Below are 16,202 nucleotides of genomic sequence, written 5' to 3' on the forward strand. Positions count from 1 at the left end.
AATGAAGTTTTTGGAACGGTTCTATGGGGATTAGTGCTTGGAGGCAAGCCAAAGGAAATTTTTATTCCTATCTTTGCGCCTTCTAAAAAGCTCAATTTCGAATGATCTCAGTAGATAATTTATCTCTAAAATTTGGTAAGCGTACTCTTTTCGAAGATGTCAATCTGAAATTTACTCCTGGAAACTGCTATGGTGTGATCGGTGCGAATGGCGCAGGTAAATCCACCTTCCTCAAGATTCTTTCCGGGGAAATTGAAAGCACCACAGGAAGTATCAATATCACTCCAGGTCAGCGGATGGCAGTCTTGAAGCAGAACCACTTTGAGTTTGATGAAGTGGAAGTGCTAAAAACTGTTTTGATGGGACATAAAAAACTTTATGCCATTATGGAGGAAAAGGATGCCATCTATATGAAACCGGATTTTTCAGAGGAAGATGGAATCAGAGCTTCGGAATTAGAAGCTGAATTCGCAGAAATGGATGGTTGGAATGCAGAATCCGATGCAGCTGCCCTACTTTCAGGGTTGGGCATTTCCGAAGACCTCCACTATCAGCCTATGAAAAATTTGGCTGGTAATCAAAAAGTGCGGGTTCTATTGGCCCAAGCCCTTTTTGGTAATCCAGACATCTTGATTCTGGACGAACCTACCAACGACCTAGATGCCGAGACCATCTCCTGGTTGGAGGATTTTTTGGTGAATTTCAAAAACCTGGTAATCGTAGTTTCTCACGACCGTCACTTCTTGGATGCTGTTTCTACGCATATCGTTGATATTGACTTTGGGAAAATCAAAATCTATTCTGGTAACTACACCTTCTGGTACGAGTCTTCTCAGTTGGCTCTAAAACAGCGAGCAGATCAGAACAAAAAGGCTGAAGAAAAGCGGAAAGAACTTCAGGAGTTTATCGCTCGATTCTCAGCAAACGTGGCAAAATCCAAGCAGGCAACTGCTAGAAAGAAGATGCTCGAAAAATTGAACGTTGATGAAATTGAGCCTAGTTCAAGAAAATATCCGGGAATCATCTTCAAACCAGAACGTGAAGCTGGCGATCAGATTTTCATGACTGAAAACCTGGAATTGGTTCAAGGCGGAATCACTTATTTCACGGATGTAAACCTGATGGTTGATAAAGGAGATAAAATCGCTTTCATTTCAAAGACTAAGCAAGCGGTCAACAAATTCTTTGAAACCATCATGGGTGAAATCCAGCCTACTAAAGGGAATTTCAAATGGGGAGTAACTATCAATAAAGCCTACTTACCTAACGATAATTCCAAATATTTCAATTCAGACCTCAATTTAATCGACTGGCTAAGACAATTCTCCAGCAACCAAGAAGAGGCATATGTACGGACCTTTTTGGGAAGAATGCTTTTCACAGGAGAGGAAACTCTCAAGAAATGTACAGTTCTTTCTGGAGGTGAAAAGGTTCGTTGTATGATTTCTAAAATGATGCTTCAAAATCCCAACCTTTTGGTTTTGGATGAACCAACGAATCACCTGGATTTGGAATCCATCACTGCCTTCAACAACGCCGTGATTGATTTTAGCGGTACGGTATTTATTTCTTCCTACGACCACGCCTTTGTTCAATCAACTGTCAATCGCGTGATTGAATTGACACCGAAAGGTGTGATTGACAGACGCACTTCCTACGATGATTATTTGGAAAGTGAGGAAATCAAAGCGCTTCGGGATTCTATGTACGCTAAAGGATAATTTCCTTGTTGCTCACTGCCATTATCGCCTATTTGGCCCTTACAGTGGGCATTGGAGCCTGGTCTTCCCGCCTAGTCAAAAACTCCGGCGACTTTGTTTTGGCGGGAAGATCACTTCCCCTTTTTCTTTCAGCATCTGCACTTTTTGCTACTTGGTTTGGTTCTGAAACCATTTTTGGCGCTTCTTCTGTCTATCTAGAAGAAGGTCTGATTGGCGTAATTGAAGATCCTTTTGGAGGGGCTCTGTGTCTGATTTTATTCGGGATGTTTTACCTCCGACCTATGTACAAAATGGAGGTCCTTACCATAGGCGATGTATTTAAAAAGCTGTTTGGTGCCAGAATAGAATTCTTCGCCTCTGTATTTATGATTCCAGCCTACTTTGGCTATGTAGCTGCACAATTAGTAGCACTTAGTTTGGTTTTGGGAGCTGTCAGTGACATTACACTTTTTCAAGGAATCTTGATTTCAGCTGGAATCGTTGTTTTCTACACCTTCCTCGGAGGGATGTGGGCTATCTCTATCACGGATTTTATCCAAACTACCATGATCGTCATTGGACTCCTTTGGGTTGCAACCATGATCGCAAATGAAGCCGGCGGAGTGATGGAAATTTTAAATCAAGCTCCCGAAAAAAGTTTCCAATTCTTTCCTGAAGGAAACCTGCATTCTTGGATGAATTACCTTGGAGCTTGGATAATTCTAGGTTTAGGTTCTATCCCTAGCCAGGATATTTACCAGCGAGTGATGTCTGCCAAATCGCAAAAAGTAGCAGTCCAATCCACCTATCTAGCTGGTATCTTCTACCTTTCTTTTGGATTGTTGCCCTTGTTCATAGCTTTAGGAGCACAGGTTTTGTATCCGGAGTTGTCTTTGGAAAACAACCAAATGCTTCTGCCTCGAATGATATTGGCACATGGTGGACTTCCGGTTCAGATCGTATTCTTTGGAGCCCTAATTTCTGCCATCATGAGCACCACAAGCTCGGGCTTATTAGCTCCTGCTGCTATCATTTCTGAAAACATCATACGACCATATTTTGGCAAGAAACTTAAGGACAAGCACTTCCTGTGGATCCTGCGTTTCAATGTCGTCTTTGTAGCATTAATAGCCACTTTGATGGCAAGTTTGGAGTCTAATATTTATGATTTGGTAGCAGGGGCATCCATTTTGATGCTAGTTTCACTTTTTGTACCACTTACTGCGGGGCTTTATTGGAAAAAAGCTTCAAGCATGGGAGCTTTGATGTCCATGGTTTTTGGAATGATCTTTTATTTAGCAATTCTAAACTTTGAAACTGAAATAAAAGCTCATTTATATGGCCTTGGAGCCAGTATCATTTTCATGGTAATCGGAAGTTACAGTTTCCCTGATCGACAAAAACTCTCGCATGGAATATCCTAAAATCACCCTCAAAAAAGGCAAAGAGATTTCTTTAAAACGCAGACACCACTGGGTTTTTTCCGGTGCTATAGCCCAAATGCCTTCCAATTTGGAAAATGGACAATTGGTAGCGGTTTATTCCTCTCAAAACGAGTTTTTGGGTATCGGACATTTTGCTCCGGGATCAATTATGGTTAGAATCATCAGTTTTGAAAATCGAGCCATAGATCAAGAATTCTGGAATGAAATGATTTCTAATGCCTTCCTGCTTCGAGAAAAGCTGGGCTTAACCAATAATCCTAAAACAAATGTTTATCGCTTAGTACATGGAGAAGGAGACTTACTGCCAGGATTGATCATTGATTTTTATAACGGAACAGCAGTTATCCAATGTCACCAAATCGGAATGTATCAACATATTCCTGAAATAGCCCAAGCTCTGAAGGAATGCTATGGGGATAAACTAAGGGCAGTTTTTGACAAAAGCTCAGAAACCCTTGCCAAAAATTTTGGGCTTGCTGATAATCAATGGGTCTTTGGTGAACCTCAAACAGACCTTGTTCAGGAATATGGAGCTACCTATCGCATCGATTGGGAGAAGGGTCAAAAAACCGGCTTTTTCATTGATCAGCGGGAGAATCGAAAACTCCTAGCCGATTATTCGAAAGACAAAAAAGTACTGAATACATTTTGCTATTCAGGAGGATTCTCTGTTTTAGCTCTTCTTTCTGGGGCCAAGGAAGTTCATTCGGTTGATATTTCTCCAAAAGCCATCGAATTGACAGAGGAAAATATCTCTCTCAATCCGCAGATTGATTCAATACATGAATCCAAAGTAGCTGATGTGGTCAAATACATTCGAGAGATCGGAGACGATTATGATATCATCGTTTTGGACCCTCCTGCTTTTGCAAAAAACATCAAAGCAAGACATAATGCTGTTCAGGCTTACAAACGATTAAATGCAGAAGCTTTGAAACGGATTAAAAAAGGGGGAATCCTATTTACGTTTTCTTGTTCTCAGGTAGTGGATAAGGCACTTTTCAATCATACCATAACTGCCGCTGCTATGGAGGCTAAGCGAAAAACCCGAATCATCCATCAGCTTTCCCAACCTGCGGATCACCCGATTAATATCTTTCACCCAGAAACTGAGTATCTCAAAGGCTTGGTCCTTTTTGTAGATTAAAATCAAAAATTCTGAAACCTTTTTGGCTTTTCAGCTATTTTCACAAAAAATAAAAACAACATGTATACAGGATTACAACATGCTCACTCAGGACTTGCCTACTTAGTCCTTATTGCTTTAATCGTAGTAATTGTCTTGATGCTTATCGGCTCATTAAGTGGTCGGGAGTTTACCGAGAAAGATCGCAAGATTGCTTTAGTAGCTTTTATCCTTTCCCATGTTCAGCTATTACTTGGCTTGATTCTTTATTTCGTCAGTCCATTGGGCTTGGAGCTTTTTCAATCTGGAAATGCTATGTCAGATGCAACACTTCGATTGACCGCTTTGGAACATCCATTTATTAACATCATTGCCATCGTATTGATCACCATTGGATATAGCAGAGCAAAAAAGGCTTCCAGCTCAAGAGCTAAGTTCCGTAGCATTTACATGCTTTATGCGGTAGGCTTGGTTTTGATTTTAAGCCGAATTCCTTGGTCTTCTTGGATTGGGTGAAAAAGTCTAATCAAAAAAAAAAGCGCTGAAATTAAATTCAGCGCTTTTTTTTATTCATATCTCAATGACTCGATAGGATCTAATTTACTGGCTTTGAAAGCTGGAAAATAACCCGACAGTAATCCAACAACTACACAAATTATAAAGGCAATAAACATCCATAACCACGGAACTAAGAATCCGCCTGGGCCGATGATATTAGCAATTACGTTTCCTATTGCAATTCCTAAGATTACTCCAAAAAGTCCTCCAAGAATACAGATCATGATGGCTTCCATCAAAAACTGCTGACGGATTCGTAAAGGAGTTGCTCCCAAAGCTTTTCTAATTCCTATCTCTCGTGTCCGTTCCGTAACCGAAACCAACATAATATTCATCAAGCCGATAGAAGCTCCAAGCAGGGTAATAAATCCAATACCAAAACCTCCTATTCGCAGATACCCGGCAACTTCTTCCAAACTTTCTGCTACAGATTGACTTTTTGTTAATTCAAAGGAATCCTCCTCTGTAACTCGGTCCTGACGGATTTTTCGCATGATTCCTATGGCCTGCCCCATTTCATAATCAATTCGGTCAGGACCTGATGCAACTGCTGTAGCTTGGTAACGGAAAGTTCCACGAGTATCCAGTCGAGCAGCATTTTCAACAGGAATAATGATCTGTCTATCTGCACCCTGATCAGCACCTACTCCACCCTGCTCTTCTAAAATTCCAACAACCGTATAAGGTCTTCCATAAATGGTAATTTTTTGGGAAAGCGGATCTTCATTAGACTCAAAGAGTATTTCTTGAATTTCTTCCCCAATGATGCAGACATTATTTCCATATCGTACTTCAGTACTTGAAAAATTTCTTCCACTCTTCAAGTCTATTGCTTTGATCCCCATATAGTTATCATCTCCCCCTAATATCCGAACATTTGGATCACTTGTCTTCGAACCTCTCTTTACCTCTGCCGAACCTGTAACTCGGACAAAAACTGTCGATATCCCAAAAGCCCCAAACTCGCTCTTGAAATCCTGAAGCTCCTTGTATTTAATTGGCGGGTATGATTTTTCTTCTTTTCCTTCCTGAATGGCCCGTCCACCCGTAAATCCCCTACTTCGGATATCGAAGGAATTAGCACCAAGGCCAGAAAAACTTTCAGCGATTTGAGCCTTGATCCCATCAATGGCAGTAAGCATTCCAACCAGCGAGGAAATTCCAATGGCGATAATCGCACCAGTTAAAATAGTTCGCAGGATATTGACCTGAATGGACTTCACGGCCTCCCGCATATTTTCGATCAAATTCATAAAATGTCCGCTTTTAAAACAGATTTGGGGAATTTTTAGGCTCCCAACTCATAAGTATAATCAAAACAAAAGAATCCTGTTTGAAGAAATCAAAAATCAATGCATTCGATCCCCCCGTAATTCCATATTCTTAAGCACTTCAGCTTCATAATCGAGCCATTCTTGCCATCTTATATTCACCTTTTCAGGATCATGGTATTTACGAGCCATTTCAATAAAGGTGACATAATGCCCGGCTTCAGAAATCATTAACTCATAGTAGAACTTTTGCAGCTCCTCATCCTGAATGTTTTTTGACAGAAGTTTGAAGCGTTCACAACTTCTCGCTTCAATTAAGGCATTCATAAGCAAATACTCTGTCAATTGCTCCATCCGGCTTCCACCCTTTTTGACAAAATCATTGAGTTTGGCTACATACTCGTCCTTCCGCTGCTTTCCAAACTTCATACCTCGCTTGCGCAACTGATCCATAACCCGCTCGAAGTGCCCCCATTCTTCTGCCACAATCGGAGTCAAAGTATCAACCAAGTAATCTAAATCACTATATCGCACAATCAAACTGATACAGGAAGAAGCTGCTTTCTGCTCGCAATAAGCATGGTCTACCAAGATATCCTCAATTTGCATTTCAGCAATCCCTACCCACCTAGGGTCGGTTGGCAATTTGAGGTGCAGCATTTTTTGTCTAGTACTTTCTTCCCAACTCATCTTTAATCAAATAAATACCAAGTAATTCCAAGATCAATGAATGATTTTACTCCTGTATAATCAGGAGTCACAAAGTACCCCTCCTGATTCATCAGACCAGCATTCAAGTGGTTGTATTTTAACAAAACCCGAGTTCGGTTGATCCGAAAATTCAAAAACACATCCACCACAGGGTAGGCATAAACATCAAATCTGTTTTGCAAATAAAACTGCTGATGGGAAGGCCAATAGGCATCCGCAAAAAAGCTGGAATGATACCTTACATCCAACCCTAACTGAACATATACATTATCATTAAATGCAGGGCTATCAAAATAAAATCGTGTATTAGCAAAAACATCTGGAATTCGGAATGCGTCAGCTGCATCTCCAGAAATCGAAGTGAAAATCACTTCGGCATCCCATTGGAATTTCTTTCCAATCCGTATTGCTGAACGTACCCCGGGCATCAGCATATAGGCTTCACCAGATGCTTGCTCTGGAACCCTTTCTTCATTGAAAAACACGTAATTATTTACCCGGTTTATAGTCAATGAGGGACGAATTTTGATTTTCCCAAAATCAATTTTCAAAGTACCCTTAACCTGATCAACTCCTGTATTTTGAAAGTCATTATTCCAAATGAAATGATTTCCAAAAAACTGCTGCTGAACAGAAGTGGGCTTATAGAGGGCCTTAGTGTATTCGGCATCTAGCCAAGGCGATTGAAATACTCCGTGAATTTTAAATGCTCCTGGGAGCAGGTATTCTCCTTCGGCACTGATTGACCACTTCTCGGAAATTTTACCGATTAATTCACCCCCAACAAAAACCTCATTAAAAGCAGCATTTTCTTCAAAATTGGGATTTCTCATTCTCCCGTTTCGAAGTTTTGCAAAGGCATTGTAATAAAAGCCTCCAAAGGTCCCTTTCACCCCAAACTCATTCCTCCATTCAGCAAAATTGTTGGAATTGATAGTCGTATCTGGATTAACAAAGCGAGTGGAAGGGTAGAAAAGTGAATCAGTAGTATTAAGCAAAGCATCAAAATTTACCTCCTGTTTTTTTCGATCAAAAACATGGTAAATCTGTAAACCGTCCTTCACCTTGTACTCGTGATAAACATGGTAATCCTGTCTCAAATCCCTCACTTGGGTATTTCGAAGCCAAACCTTGGCATCTTCATAGGTGAAATAAACAGAATTGGAATCCACCTCAGGCGGAATAATACCTCCTATTTCATTGACGAGATGTCGCATTCTAGAAAAATTCCCCAAAAGCCAATACCTCCCATTTTCCGAACGATAATTGGTATGAAAGGAATAGGAAGTTTGTTCCACCATATTATCATCCCGAGCATTTGGGTTCAAGGTTTTTCGTGATTTTATGGTATGAAACTCAAACCCCACATTCCACCTGGAATTCACATTTCGAGCGAACTCGATATCCAGCATATTTCGGTTTCCTCCTCCAAAAAATGCTGACATGTTGGTAAATGGGGACTTGGTATCAAAGTATTTTCTTGTCTCTGGAGCATGATAATAAATATCATACGCATGAAAACCAGACCTAGTCCCTATCAGTGCGGGGATTTCATAAAATATCGGTTGAGCCGCCGATCCGATATTCCCTAAATCCTGATACTTCCATCCTCCCTTTGCCACTGGGTCATAATTATGAAAATTGGTCAAAGAAGTATCCTGAGGATAAAGAGTCAGACTATTTCGCTTAATATCTTTTTCGAAGAAAAACAGGGCTGTCGTGGGTCCAAAAACCATTCTTGTTGAGTCGTCCAACAAGGTTCTCCTACCCCCGTTTTCCAATTCTTCATCAGAAGCCTGTTGTAAGGCTTCCCGTTGGACACGTTGATTGGGATTTTGAACCTGCCGACCATTTTGCGGTAGAGGACGCTGCGCAAAGGATTGATGGCCAATCCCCAAAAAAATCAATACACAAATTCCGATTAAATATTTATTCACCGCTCAGTACTTTTCCCAAAGATTTTTTGCTGAATGAGATTTTTTAATTTTTCCTCGTTTTCAGGATTCAGCTTTGCCTCTATCGGGAGGACAAAAATCGGAAATTCTCCCAAAAATCCTTTGGGAAGTAAGGATTTAACTTTTACGCCATCTTTTTCGGTCGTTAAAAAAACCGGATTATCATCTCTATACTTTTCCGCTAATCCTTGAAGGCTTTGAATATCTTGATTTGTATAATGATGGTGGTCTGGAAAATGGCGGGATGCCAATAAAATATATTCTTGCTTACAAAACTCAACCATACTACTTGGATCCGCTAAACCAGTAAACAGAATCACTTTATTTTGAAAATTGGAATTGCCAAAAAGAGGTTTAGGCTGACCATATTTTAAATTGGCGAAAAAAACCGGGGTATTTGACTTGGTGTATTTTTGAATTTTTCGGAGATATTTTTCTTCCTGTTCTTTTGAAATTTGAGAAGGAGATTTGGTCACAATCACCAAATCGGCTCTACGAACACCATTTCTACTTTCTCGAAGCCTTCCCATCGGCAATAAATAATCATTAAAAAAAGGCTGTTCCCAAGTAGTCAGAAGAATTGAAAAATCAGGTGTGATGTATCGGTGCTGGAAAGCATCATCCAAAATGATCAAATCAGGTTTTTCTTCTTTTTCTTGGATTTTCTCCACACCCAAAACTCGTTTTTCTGACACGTAGACTCCAACTTCCTTTCCAAATTTCTCATAAATCTGAAAAGGCTCATCTCCTATTTGATTCGCTGAAGTGGTAGAATCAGCCTCTAGAAATCCTTTTGTCTTTCTCCCATATCCCCTAGAAAGGATTGCTAAAGAATATTCATCTCTAAAAAGTCGAATGAGGTATTCAACCATAGGTGTTTTGCCCGTACCACCAACCCTTAAGTTTCCTACTGAAATGGTTGGAATTTTTGATTTCTGACTTTGCAATATTCCCCGATCAAAAAGTACATTCCTCACCCAAGTCACTAGATTATATATTCCAGCAAAAGGAAAGAGAAGAAAAAGCAGAAAGCGCATACGCGAGAATTCTTATTTTTGATCAAAGAAACTAAAAAACTATGGAATACAAGATTCGGGACATCATTTCATATTTAAACCAAATCGCTCCTCCGGCTTATCAAGAATCCTATGATAATGCCACTTTAATCGTAGGAAATCCTGAAATGGAGGTGAAAGGAGTGCTTTGTTCTTTGGATTGTACGGAGGAAGTGGTAGAAGAAGCGATTCAGTTGGGAGCTAATTTGATTGTCGCTCATCATCCGATTGTATTCCGAGGCTTAAAAAGTCTTACAGGCAAAAATTACGTAGAGCGGACTGTCATTAAGGCTATCAAGCATGACATTGCCATTTTTTCCATTCACACCAATCTAGACCACGTCGCTCATGGAGTAAATAAGCGCATTTGTGATCGGCTTGGACTGGAAAACACCCAAATTCTACAACCGAAAAAAGGGCTTTTAAACAAGCTTACCTTTTTTGTTCCCGAAGAAAACAAGCAAGATGTGCTCGATGCCGTCTATGCAGCAGGCGCTGGTCAAATCGGAGAATACAAGGATTGCTCATTTCAAATCAAAGGAATGGGGACCTTCACTCCTTCAGAATCTGCTAATCCACATTTGGGTCAACGAGGAGTCCCTTCTTACGAGTCGGAAGTTCGAGCTGAAGTGATTTTGCCCAAACATTTGAGCGGAGCAATTTTACAGGCAATGCGGAAAGCTCATCCATACGAAGAAGTGGCTTATTACCTGCAAGAACTAGAAAATGAAAACCAAGAAGTGGGCGCTGGTATGATTGGTGACTTGCCTGATTCTTTGGATGAACTGGGATTCTTGGATTATTTGAAAGAGGAAATGAATCTCAAAATCGTGAAGCATACTTCTCTAAGGGGTAAAAAAGTCAAAAAAGTTGCTGTTTGTGGGGGTGCTGGTATTTTTTTACTAAATGATGCCAAACGTCAAGGAGCAGATGCTTTTATTACAGCTGATGTAAAATACCATGAGTTTTTTGATGCAGAAGGCAGATTGATTTTATGCGATATTGGACATTATGAAAGCGAAATTTTCACAAAAGAATTGCTTGCGGATTTATTGTCGCAAAATTTTCCTAATATTGCACTCTATTTGACAAAAGTAGTTACAAATCCCACATCCTACAGATAGTACATGGAAAGTACAGTAGCACAAAAACTCGACGCTATTTATAATTTACAGCAGATAGATTCCAAGCTTGACGCCATCGTCAAAGTCAGAGGAGCCCTTCCTGAGGAAGTTCAAGACCTTGAAGATGAAATAGCTGGCTACGAAACTCGACTTGATAAATTTCAAAAGGAAATTGAATCCTATGAAGAGGATATCAAGAACCTAAAAGAAAGCATCAAGGATTCTGAGAAACTGATCAAAAAGTATCAGGATCAGCAGATGAATGTTCGGAACAATCGTGAATATGATGCGATCACCAAGGAATTAGAGCTCCAAGACCTTGAAATCCAGGTTGCTAAAAAGAAAATCGCTGAAGCTGGTGTTAAAATCGACCAGAAGAAGTTGGATTTGGATGACTTGAAAGCTGTAATGGATGATCGTCAGAAAGATCTTGACCTAAAGAAAAATGAACTTTCTACTATCGTCGCTGAAAGCGAAGCCGAAGAGGCAAAGCTGAAGGCAGATCGTGAAAAGGCCATCAAGAAAGTTGAGGATCGATTGTATAAGTCTTATGAAAAAATCAGAGCAAATGCCAGAAACGGATTGGCAGTTGTAATGGTGAAAAGAGGAGCCTGCGGTGGATGTTTCAATACCGTACCACCTCAAAGACAAGCTGATATCCGAGAAAAGAAAAAACTTATCGTCTGCGAACACTGCGGTAGAATCTTGGCAGGAGTAGAAGATGAGATTGTTGAGGAAAAGCCTAAAAAGAAAAGAACAGCGAAAGCTTAATATTCAAACCCCGGCAAATTTGTCGGGGTTTATTTTTTAACTCCATCCTTGCTTTCCCTAGGATATAATTCCTATATTGAAAGCATGAGCCGGTTTTTAGCAATCATCCTATTTTCATTGATAAGTTTTCAGTCTTACGCTGAAAACCCAAGCTCCAAGACTTTTCTTGTTCTTTTCAAGTCTCAAGATCTAAAGCAAAATCACATCAATTTAAAGTCCATTGAATCCCAGTTTTCCTTCTATGACACAAAAACTTATGAAGGAAACTCCGAATTAGCGCTTTTGATTGAAATACCCTCCTGTGATTTTGACGAGTGCTTTTTAGGAGATTTTTTGATTCAAATAAGCAAAGACGAAGCTATTCAATTGCAAGAAATAGCTTTTCGACTTTTTGACTTGACAGAAAACAAGGCTTTACTAAACAGTTACTTGAGCTTTTTTGAAGAGGAAACTCACAAAAAAGAGAAAAAGGTATCTACAGCCCTTTGAGGTGAGCGCGATCATTTCCTTTTCTCAAAACAAAAGTTTCATCCCCTACTTGCTCAATTAGATACAGACACAAATTGCTGTGTTCGAATTGATCCATGTATCTCAAGTCATATTTGAAAATAATACTCAGAAAAATACGCATAGCTCTACCATGCATACAGACCAGAATAGTCTCACCTGGGCCTTTTAGGATTTTCTCAATACCTCGTCTCATACGGATAGCCACTTGATTTGGGCTTTCACCTCCTGCGATGGCATAATCCAAATTCCCCATTTGCCATTGGTGAAGCATATGCTTGTAGTACTCATTTTCTTGAGGTGTCATGGGTGTTCCTTCGTATTCACCCCAAGAAATCTCGTTCAGCTCAGGCAAAGCCTCGGTAGGAGTTCCTTTAGCAATAAAATCCTCAATAGACTGCTTTGTTCGAATTAGCGCTGTATGATAAATCTGATCAAATTTTATGTGTTTATATGCTTCAAAAAAAGCCTTAGCCTGAGCCTTTCCTTTTTCATTAATCGGGGCATCAATTCCGCTTCCTTGTACCACCCCTCTTAGATTAAAGTCAGTTTGTCCGTGCCGTACTAAATAAATTTTTTTTCGAAGCATTTTCTATATTTTTGTCCAAACTCAAATAAAACCAATTCCCAAAAATACCCATGATTTTTCAATCAATACCTTCACTTGACGAATTAAACAAAAGTGGTGAGGGAACAATGGTAAGTCATCTTGGAATCAAATTTACTGATATCGGAGATGGTTCCTTGACGGCTACCATGCCAGTAGATGAGAGAACCAAACAACCAATGGGCTTGTTACACGGGGGTGCAAATGTAGTACTTGCAGAGACTTTGGGAAGTGTAGCATCTTCTTTGACGATTGATCTAACAAAACAAACCTGTGTGGGTTTGGAAATAAATGCCAATCACCTAAAATCAGTGCGTTCTGGGTTGGTAAAAGGGGTGGCCACTCCTATCCATGCTGGTAGAAGTACTCAAGTTTGGGAAATTAAAATTTACAACGAAAATGAATCCCTCTGCTGCGTCAGCAGAATTACGATGGCGATTTTGGATAAACAATGATTGAATCTTTAGAAGCCAAATCTCTTTCACAATACGAGACCTTACAGCAGATACTTTCTGCAGGTTTCCAGTTCGGTGGTTCATTTGCACTTTGGCGCAAACCCCATTCCTCTGAATTGGAATTAACCTTTGATGATCAAAAAGAGGTTCGAAGAATTGACTTAAACCTAGAGGAATCAAAAGCTGGATTTATTATCCATCCATTTGAAGACCAGGAAGATCAAAAGGCATTTTTTATAGAAGCTAAGGAATACTTCAAAATCCCTTTGGAAAAACAGAATGAACCTGTCCAACTTCCGGATTGGATGCAGCAATTCAATCAAACACTTGATAAAAAGGAGATTATTCAAGCCTTCTATTTAAAAAGTCAACAGGCGGGTTCTTCAGAGCATGATGGTACATCCAAAACAAAATTCCTGAACCTAGTAGAAAAAAGTATTTCTGCTATTCAAGAGGGTTATTTGGAAAAGGTGGTTCCCGCACGAACCAAAATCCTTCCCATACCTGAAGATTTTGATCTTGCCAAAAGTCTTTTAAGTCTTTTGAAATCATATCCCAACTCCTTTGTCAATTTCTTCCATCTTCCAGGAATTGGAACTTGGATGGGTGCAAGTCCAGAAATATTAATTGAGACAAAAGAGGATTGGTTTTATACCATGTCGCTGGCAGGAACTCAACCTGCAAAAGGCGAGAATCCCCTGAAAGCAGCTGCTTGGACTCAAAAGGAAATCGAAGAACAGGCACTAGTTAGCCGATACATAGTGGATTGCTTTAAGAAAATCCGACTGCGGGAATACGAGGAGCATGGACCAAAAACTGTCTTGGCTGGAAATCTTCTGCACTTGCGTTCTGACTTTCGAGTGAATATGAAGGAAACTAATTTCCCACAGCTTGGCTCCGTGATGCTTCAACTACTTCACCCCACTTCCGCGGTATGCGGCATGCCAAGAAAGGAGGCTCATGATTTCCTTAAAAATTATGAAGGCTTTGACAGGAAGTTTTTTGCAGGATTCATTGGCCCGGTAAACATTGAAAAGAAAACCTCCATTTTTGTAAATCTACGGACAGCCTCTTTTTCCGATCAGTTTATCACACTCTATGCAGGAGCAGGAGTCACTGAAGACTCTGACCCTGAAAAAGAATGGGAAGAGACTGAGCTAAAATGCAATATCATCGGTAAGTTTATTCAAAAGCCACAGTTGTGAGCCTACAAGCGATAGTTGATTTAGTAACCATTTGTGCCAAAAAGGGGGTTAAAAATGCCATTTTATCCCCAGGATCACGTTGTGCCCCTTTGACCATAGCTTTTGCGAGACATCCGGAAATAAAAACCAGGACAATTTCTGATGAACGTTCTGCGGCATTTGTTGCCTTAGGAATAGCTCAACAGTTGGAGGAACCCGTTGTATTGGTTTGTACCTCAGGTTCGGCAGCATTGAATTATTTTCCGGCAATTGCTGAAGCCTTTTTTCAGGAAATACCACTATTGATTCTTACAGCAGATAGGCCTCCTGAATGGATAGATCAATGGGATGGTCAGACTATTTTCCAGCCTGAAGTCTATGGAAAACATGTCAAAAAGTTTTTCCAGTTGCCTGATAGTTTCGAATCAAAGGATCAATTATGGCATGCACATCGCATCGTCAATGAGGCGATCAATCTTTCGAAAAATGGCCCAAAGGGACCTGTGCATATCAATATTCCACTTCGAGAGCCTTTTTATCCAAAGAAAGGCGAGGAATTGATTCCATCTTCAGAATTACAGGTGTTTGATTTTGAAAGAGGTCAAAAACATCTTTCTGAAAAGTCTCTTCAAGAGCTACAAAAGAATCTTGAAGAGTTCAACAGAATTTTAATCGTACCTGGGCAACAAAAACCTAATTCTATCTACCAGCAAGCCTTAGAAAAGCTTATTCAAAAGAAAAAGACGGTGGTTGTTTCGGATTGTATTTCTAACCTTCAGGTAGATGGAAGCATTACTTTGCATGATCATTGGTTAGGCTATGAACACATCAATAAAAACCTCAAGCCCGATTTGGTGATCACTTTTGGCAAGTCATTGATTTCAAAGCCCCTGAAACTCTTCCTTAGAAAGCAACAAATAACACATTGGCATATTCAGCCACATGATGGAGTCAAAGACACCTTTCAGCACTTGAATAAAATTTTGGATTGTGAACCAGGTTTTTTCTTGGAATGGTTGGTTGATAATCTTCCGATTCAAAGTCAATCCTATTTTGAAAATTGGCAGGATTTGGAGCAAGAAGTACAGCAAGCCCTTCCGCCTACCTTGGAGAATACTGACTTTGGGGAATATCAAACCTTGCAGGAAGTTCTCTCCACGATTCCTAGCAATTCAAAAATCCACCTCGCCAATTCTATGGCAGTTAGGTATGTGAATTTTTTGGGAAAAAGGAATCAAGAAATAATCTGCAATAGAGGCACAAGTGGGATTGATGGAACCAATAGTACTGCTGTAGGTTGCGCCTTGACCACTTCCAAATTTGTTACAATTATTACTGGAGATTTGGCTTTCTTCTACGATCGAAATGCTTTTTGGAATAATTACGAAACACCAAATCTTCGAATAGTCCTTCTAAACAACCATGCTGGTGGGATTTTTCGACTAATCGATGGACCAAAGGAGCAGCCCGAATTGGAAGAATATTTTGAAACTCATCAAGCTCTTACTGCAAATTATCTCGCTGAGGAGCATGGCTTTGAATATTCCCGAGCACAAAACATTCAGCAAATAGAATTGGCATTGAAGGAATTTTACACCACTAGCTCCAAGCCTAAAATCCTAGAAATCGAATCCAAAAGTGCCAAAAATGCAGAGATCCTGAAATCCGTAAAGGAGACTATTCTAAAGCACCTCGAAATCTAATTTTCCCATTTGTTATTGTAACCAGCCTTG

Annotated in this window: 15 protein-coding genes; 10 read left to right on the top strand and 5 right to left on the bottom strand. The window is 40.0% G+C overall.

Translation table 11 applies throughout. The features are described from left to right. Window positions 1-101: 101 nt before the first annotated feature. From NY014_RS05210 to NY014_RS05225, 4 genes are read left to right on the top strand one after another with little or no spacing between them, the layout of a single operon-like run. Entirely contained in the window at window positions 102-1,721 is a 1,620-nt protein-coding gene (locus NY014_RS05210) for an ABC-F family ATP-binding cassette domain-containing protein (protein WP_259413493.1), read from the top strand. Between the two features lie 8 nt (window positions 1,722-1,729). Next, window positions 1,730-3,124, top strand: a complete 1,395-nt coding sequence (locus NY014_RS05215) for a high affinity choline transporter 1 (RefSeq protein ID WP_354003164.1) — start codon at window positions 1,730-1,732, stop codon at window positions 3,122-3,124. Continuing rightward, window positions 3,111-4,292 (top strand): class I SAM-dependent rRNA methyltransferase, encoded by a 1,182-nt coding sequence (locus tag NY014_RS05220; RefSeq protein WP_259413495.1) that lies wholly within the window; start codon window positions 3,111-3,113, stop codon window positions 4,290-4,292. Before NY014_RS05215 ends, NY014_RS05220 begins: the two co-directional genes overlap by 14 nt. Window positions 4,293-4,352: 60 nt before the next feature. Then, window positions 4,353-4,787, top strand: coding sequence for a hypothetical protein (locus NY014_RS05225; protein ID WP_259413496.1), 435 nt, complete (start codon window positions 4,353-4,355; stop codon window positions 4,785-4,787). A gap of 50 nt (window positions 4,788-4,837) precedes the next feature. On the opposite strand, the gene NY014_RS05230 is transcribed toward NY014_RS05225, so the two are convergent. The 4 genes from NY014_RS05230 to lpxK all read right to left on the bottom strand — a co-directional run bounded on the left by NY014_RS05230 (window position 4,838) and on the right by lpxK (window position 9,803). Continuing rightward, on the bottom strand, window positions 4,838-6,082 hold the full coding sequence (locus NY014_RS05230) for an ABC transporter permease (RefSeq protein WP_259413497.1): 1,245 nt from the start codon (window positions 6,080-6,082) through the stop codon (window positions 4,838-4,840). Window positions 6,083-6,178: 96 nt separating this feature from the next. Then, on the bottom strand, window positions 6,179-6,790 hold the full coding sequence (locus tag NY014_RS05235; RefSeq protein WP_259413498.1) for a MiaE family protein: 612 nt from the start codon (window positions 6,788-6,790) through the stop codon (window positions 6,179-6,181). A 2-nt stretch (window positions 6,791-6,792) separates the two neighbouring features. Beyond that, complete coding sequence (locus NY014_RS05240) at window positions 6,793-8,748, bottom strand: putative porin (RefSeq protein WP_259413499.1); 1,956 nt, start codon at window positions 8,746-8,748, stop codon at window positions 6,793-6,795. Continuing rightward, window positions 8,745-9,803: a tetraacyldisaccharide 4'-kinase gene (lpxK, locus tag NY014_RS05245; protein WP_259413501.1), complete on the bottom strand. Its 1,059-nt coding sequence runs from the start codon at window positions 9,801-9,803 to the stop codon at window positions 8,745-8,747. Before lpxK ends, NY014_RS05240 begins: the two co-directional genes overlap by 4 nt. 41 nt (window positions 9,804-9,844) lie before the next feature. Here lpxK and NY014_RS05250 point away from each other — a divergent pair, with 41 nt between their 5' ends. The 3 genes from NY014_RS05250 to NY014_RS05260 all read left to right on the top strand — a co-directional run bounded on the left by NY014_RS05250 (window position 9,845) and on the right by NY014_RS05260 (window position 12,205). Then, complete coding sequence (locus NY014_RS05250) at window positions 9,845-10,945, top strand: Nif3-like dinuclear metal center hexameric protein (RefSeq protein ID WP_259413502.1); 1,101 nt, start codon at window positions 9,845-9,847, stop codon at window positions 10,943-10,945. A 3-nt stretch (window positions 10,946-10,948) separates the two neighbouring features. Further along, window positions 10,949-11,716, top strand: coding sequence for a zinc ribbon domain-containing protein (locus NY014_RS05255; RefSeq protein WP_259413503.1), 768 nt, complete (start codon window positions 10,949-10,951; stop codon window positions 11,714-11,716). An 84-nt stretch (window positions 11,717-11,800) separates the two neighbouring features. Further along, window positions 11,801-12,205 (top strand): hypothetical protein, encoded by a 405-nt coding sequence (locus tag NY014_RS05260; protein WP_259413504.1) that lies wholly within the window; start codon window positions 11,801-11,803, stop codon window positions 12,203-12,205. On the opposite strand, the gene NY014_RS05265 is transcribed toward NY014_RS05260, so the two are convergent. Next, the gene (locus NY014_RS05265) at window positions 12,192-12,812 is read right to left on the bottom strand and encodes a histidine phosphatase family protein (RefSeq protein WP_259413505.1); all 621 of its coding nucleotides are present in this window, start codon (window positions 12,810-12,812) and stop codon (window positions 12,192-12,194) included. The two genes, NY014_RS05260 and NY014_RS05265, sit on opposite strands and share 14 nt — an antisense overlap. 50 nt (window positions 12,813-12,862) lie before the next feature. Between NY014_RS05265 and NY014_RS05270 the strand changes: the two genes are divergently transcribed. From NY014_RS05270 to menD, 3 genes are read left to right on the top strand one after another with little or no spacing between them, the layout of a single operon-like run. Continuing rightward, window positions 12,863-13,285, top strand: a complete 423-nt coding sequence (locus NY014_RS05270) for a hotdog fold thioesterase (protein WP_259413506.1) — start codon at window positions 12,863-12,865, stop codon at window positions 13,283-13,285. Continuing rightward, window positions 13,282-14,490: a chorismate-binding protein gene (locus NY014_RS05275; protein WP_259413507.1), complete on the top strand. Its 1,209-nt coding sequence runs from the start codon at window positions 13,282-13,284 to the stop codon at window positions 14,488-14,490. Before NY014_RS05270 ends, NY014_RS05275 begins: the two co-directional genes overlap by 4 nt. After that, window positions 14,487-16,172 (top strand): 2-succinyl-5-enolpyruvyl-6-hydroxy-3-cyclohexene-1-carboxylic-acid synthase, encoded by a 1,686-nt coding sequence (menD, locus tag NY014_RS05280; protein WP_259413508.1) that lies wholly within the window; start codon window positions 14,487-14,489, stop codon window positions 16,170-16,172. Before NY014_RS05275 ends, menD begins: the two co-directional genes overlap by 4 nt. The last annotated feature ends 30 nt before the right edge of the window (window positions 16,173-16,202 follow it).

Source organism: Algoriphagus limi, assembly GCF_024919275.1.
Lineage (GTDB): Bacteria > Bacteroidota > Bacteroidia > Cytophagales > Cyclobacteriaceae > Algoriphagus > Algoriphagus limi.

Excerpts from the sequence above, each read along its gene's own strand:
- lpxK (WP_259413501.1), bottom strand. The coding sequence starts at position 9,803 with ATGCGCTTTCTGCTTTTTCTTCTCTTTCCTTTTGCTGGAATATATAAT.
- NY014_RS05265 (WP_259413505.1), bottom strand. The coding sequence starts at position 12,812 with ATGCTTCGAAAAAAAATTTATTTAGTACGGCACGGACAAACTGACTTT.
- NY014_RS05235 (WP_259413498.1), bottom strand. The coding sequence starts at position 6,790 with ATGAGTTGGGAAGAAAGTACTAGACAAAAAATGCTGCACCTCAAATTG.
- NY014_RS05220 (WP_259413495.1), top strand. The coding sequence starts at position 3,111 with ATGGAATATCCTAAAATCACCCTCAAAAAAGGCAAAGAGATTTCTTTA.
- NY014_RS05250 (WP_259413502.1), top strand. The coding sequence starts at position 9,845 with ATGGAATACAAGATTCGGGACATCATTTCATATTTAAACCAAATCGCT.
- NY014_RS05255 (WP_259413503.1), top strand. The coding sequence starts at position 10,949 with ATGGAAAGTACAGTAGCACAAAAACTCGACGCTATTTATAATTTACAG.
- NY014_RS05230 (WP_259413497.1), bottom strand. The coding sequence starts at position 6,082 with ATGAATTTGATCGAAAATATGCGGGAGGCCGTGAAGTCCATTCAGGTC.
- NY014_RS05275 (WP_259413507.1), top strand. The coding sequence starts at position 13,282 with ATGATTGAATCTTTAGAAGCCAAATCTCTTTCACAATACGAGACCTTA.
- NY014_RS05225 (WP_259413496.1), top strand. The coding sequence starts at position 4,353 with ATGTATACAGGATTACAACATGCTCACTCAGGACTTGCCTACTTAGTC.
- NY014_RS05210 (WP_259413493.1), top strand. The coding sequence starts at position 102 with ATGATCTCAGTAGATAATTTATCTCTAAAATTTGGTAAGCGTACTCTT.
- NY014_RS05260 (WP_259413504.1), top strand. The coding sequence starts at position 11,801 with ATGAGCCGGTTTTTAGCAATCATCCTATTTTCATTGATAAGTTTTCAG.
- NY014_RS05270 (WP_259413506.1), top strand. The coding sequence starts at position 12,863 with ATGATTTTTCAATCAATACCTTCACTTGACGAATTAAACAAAAGTGGT.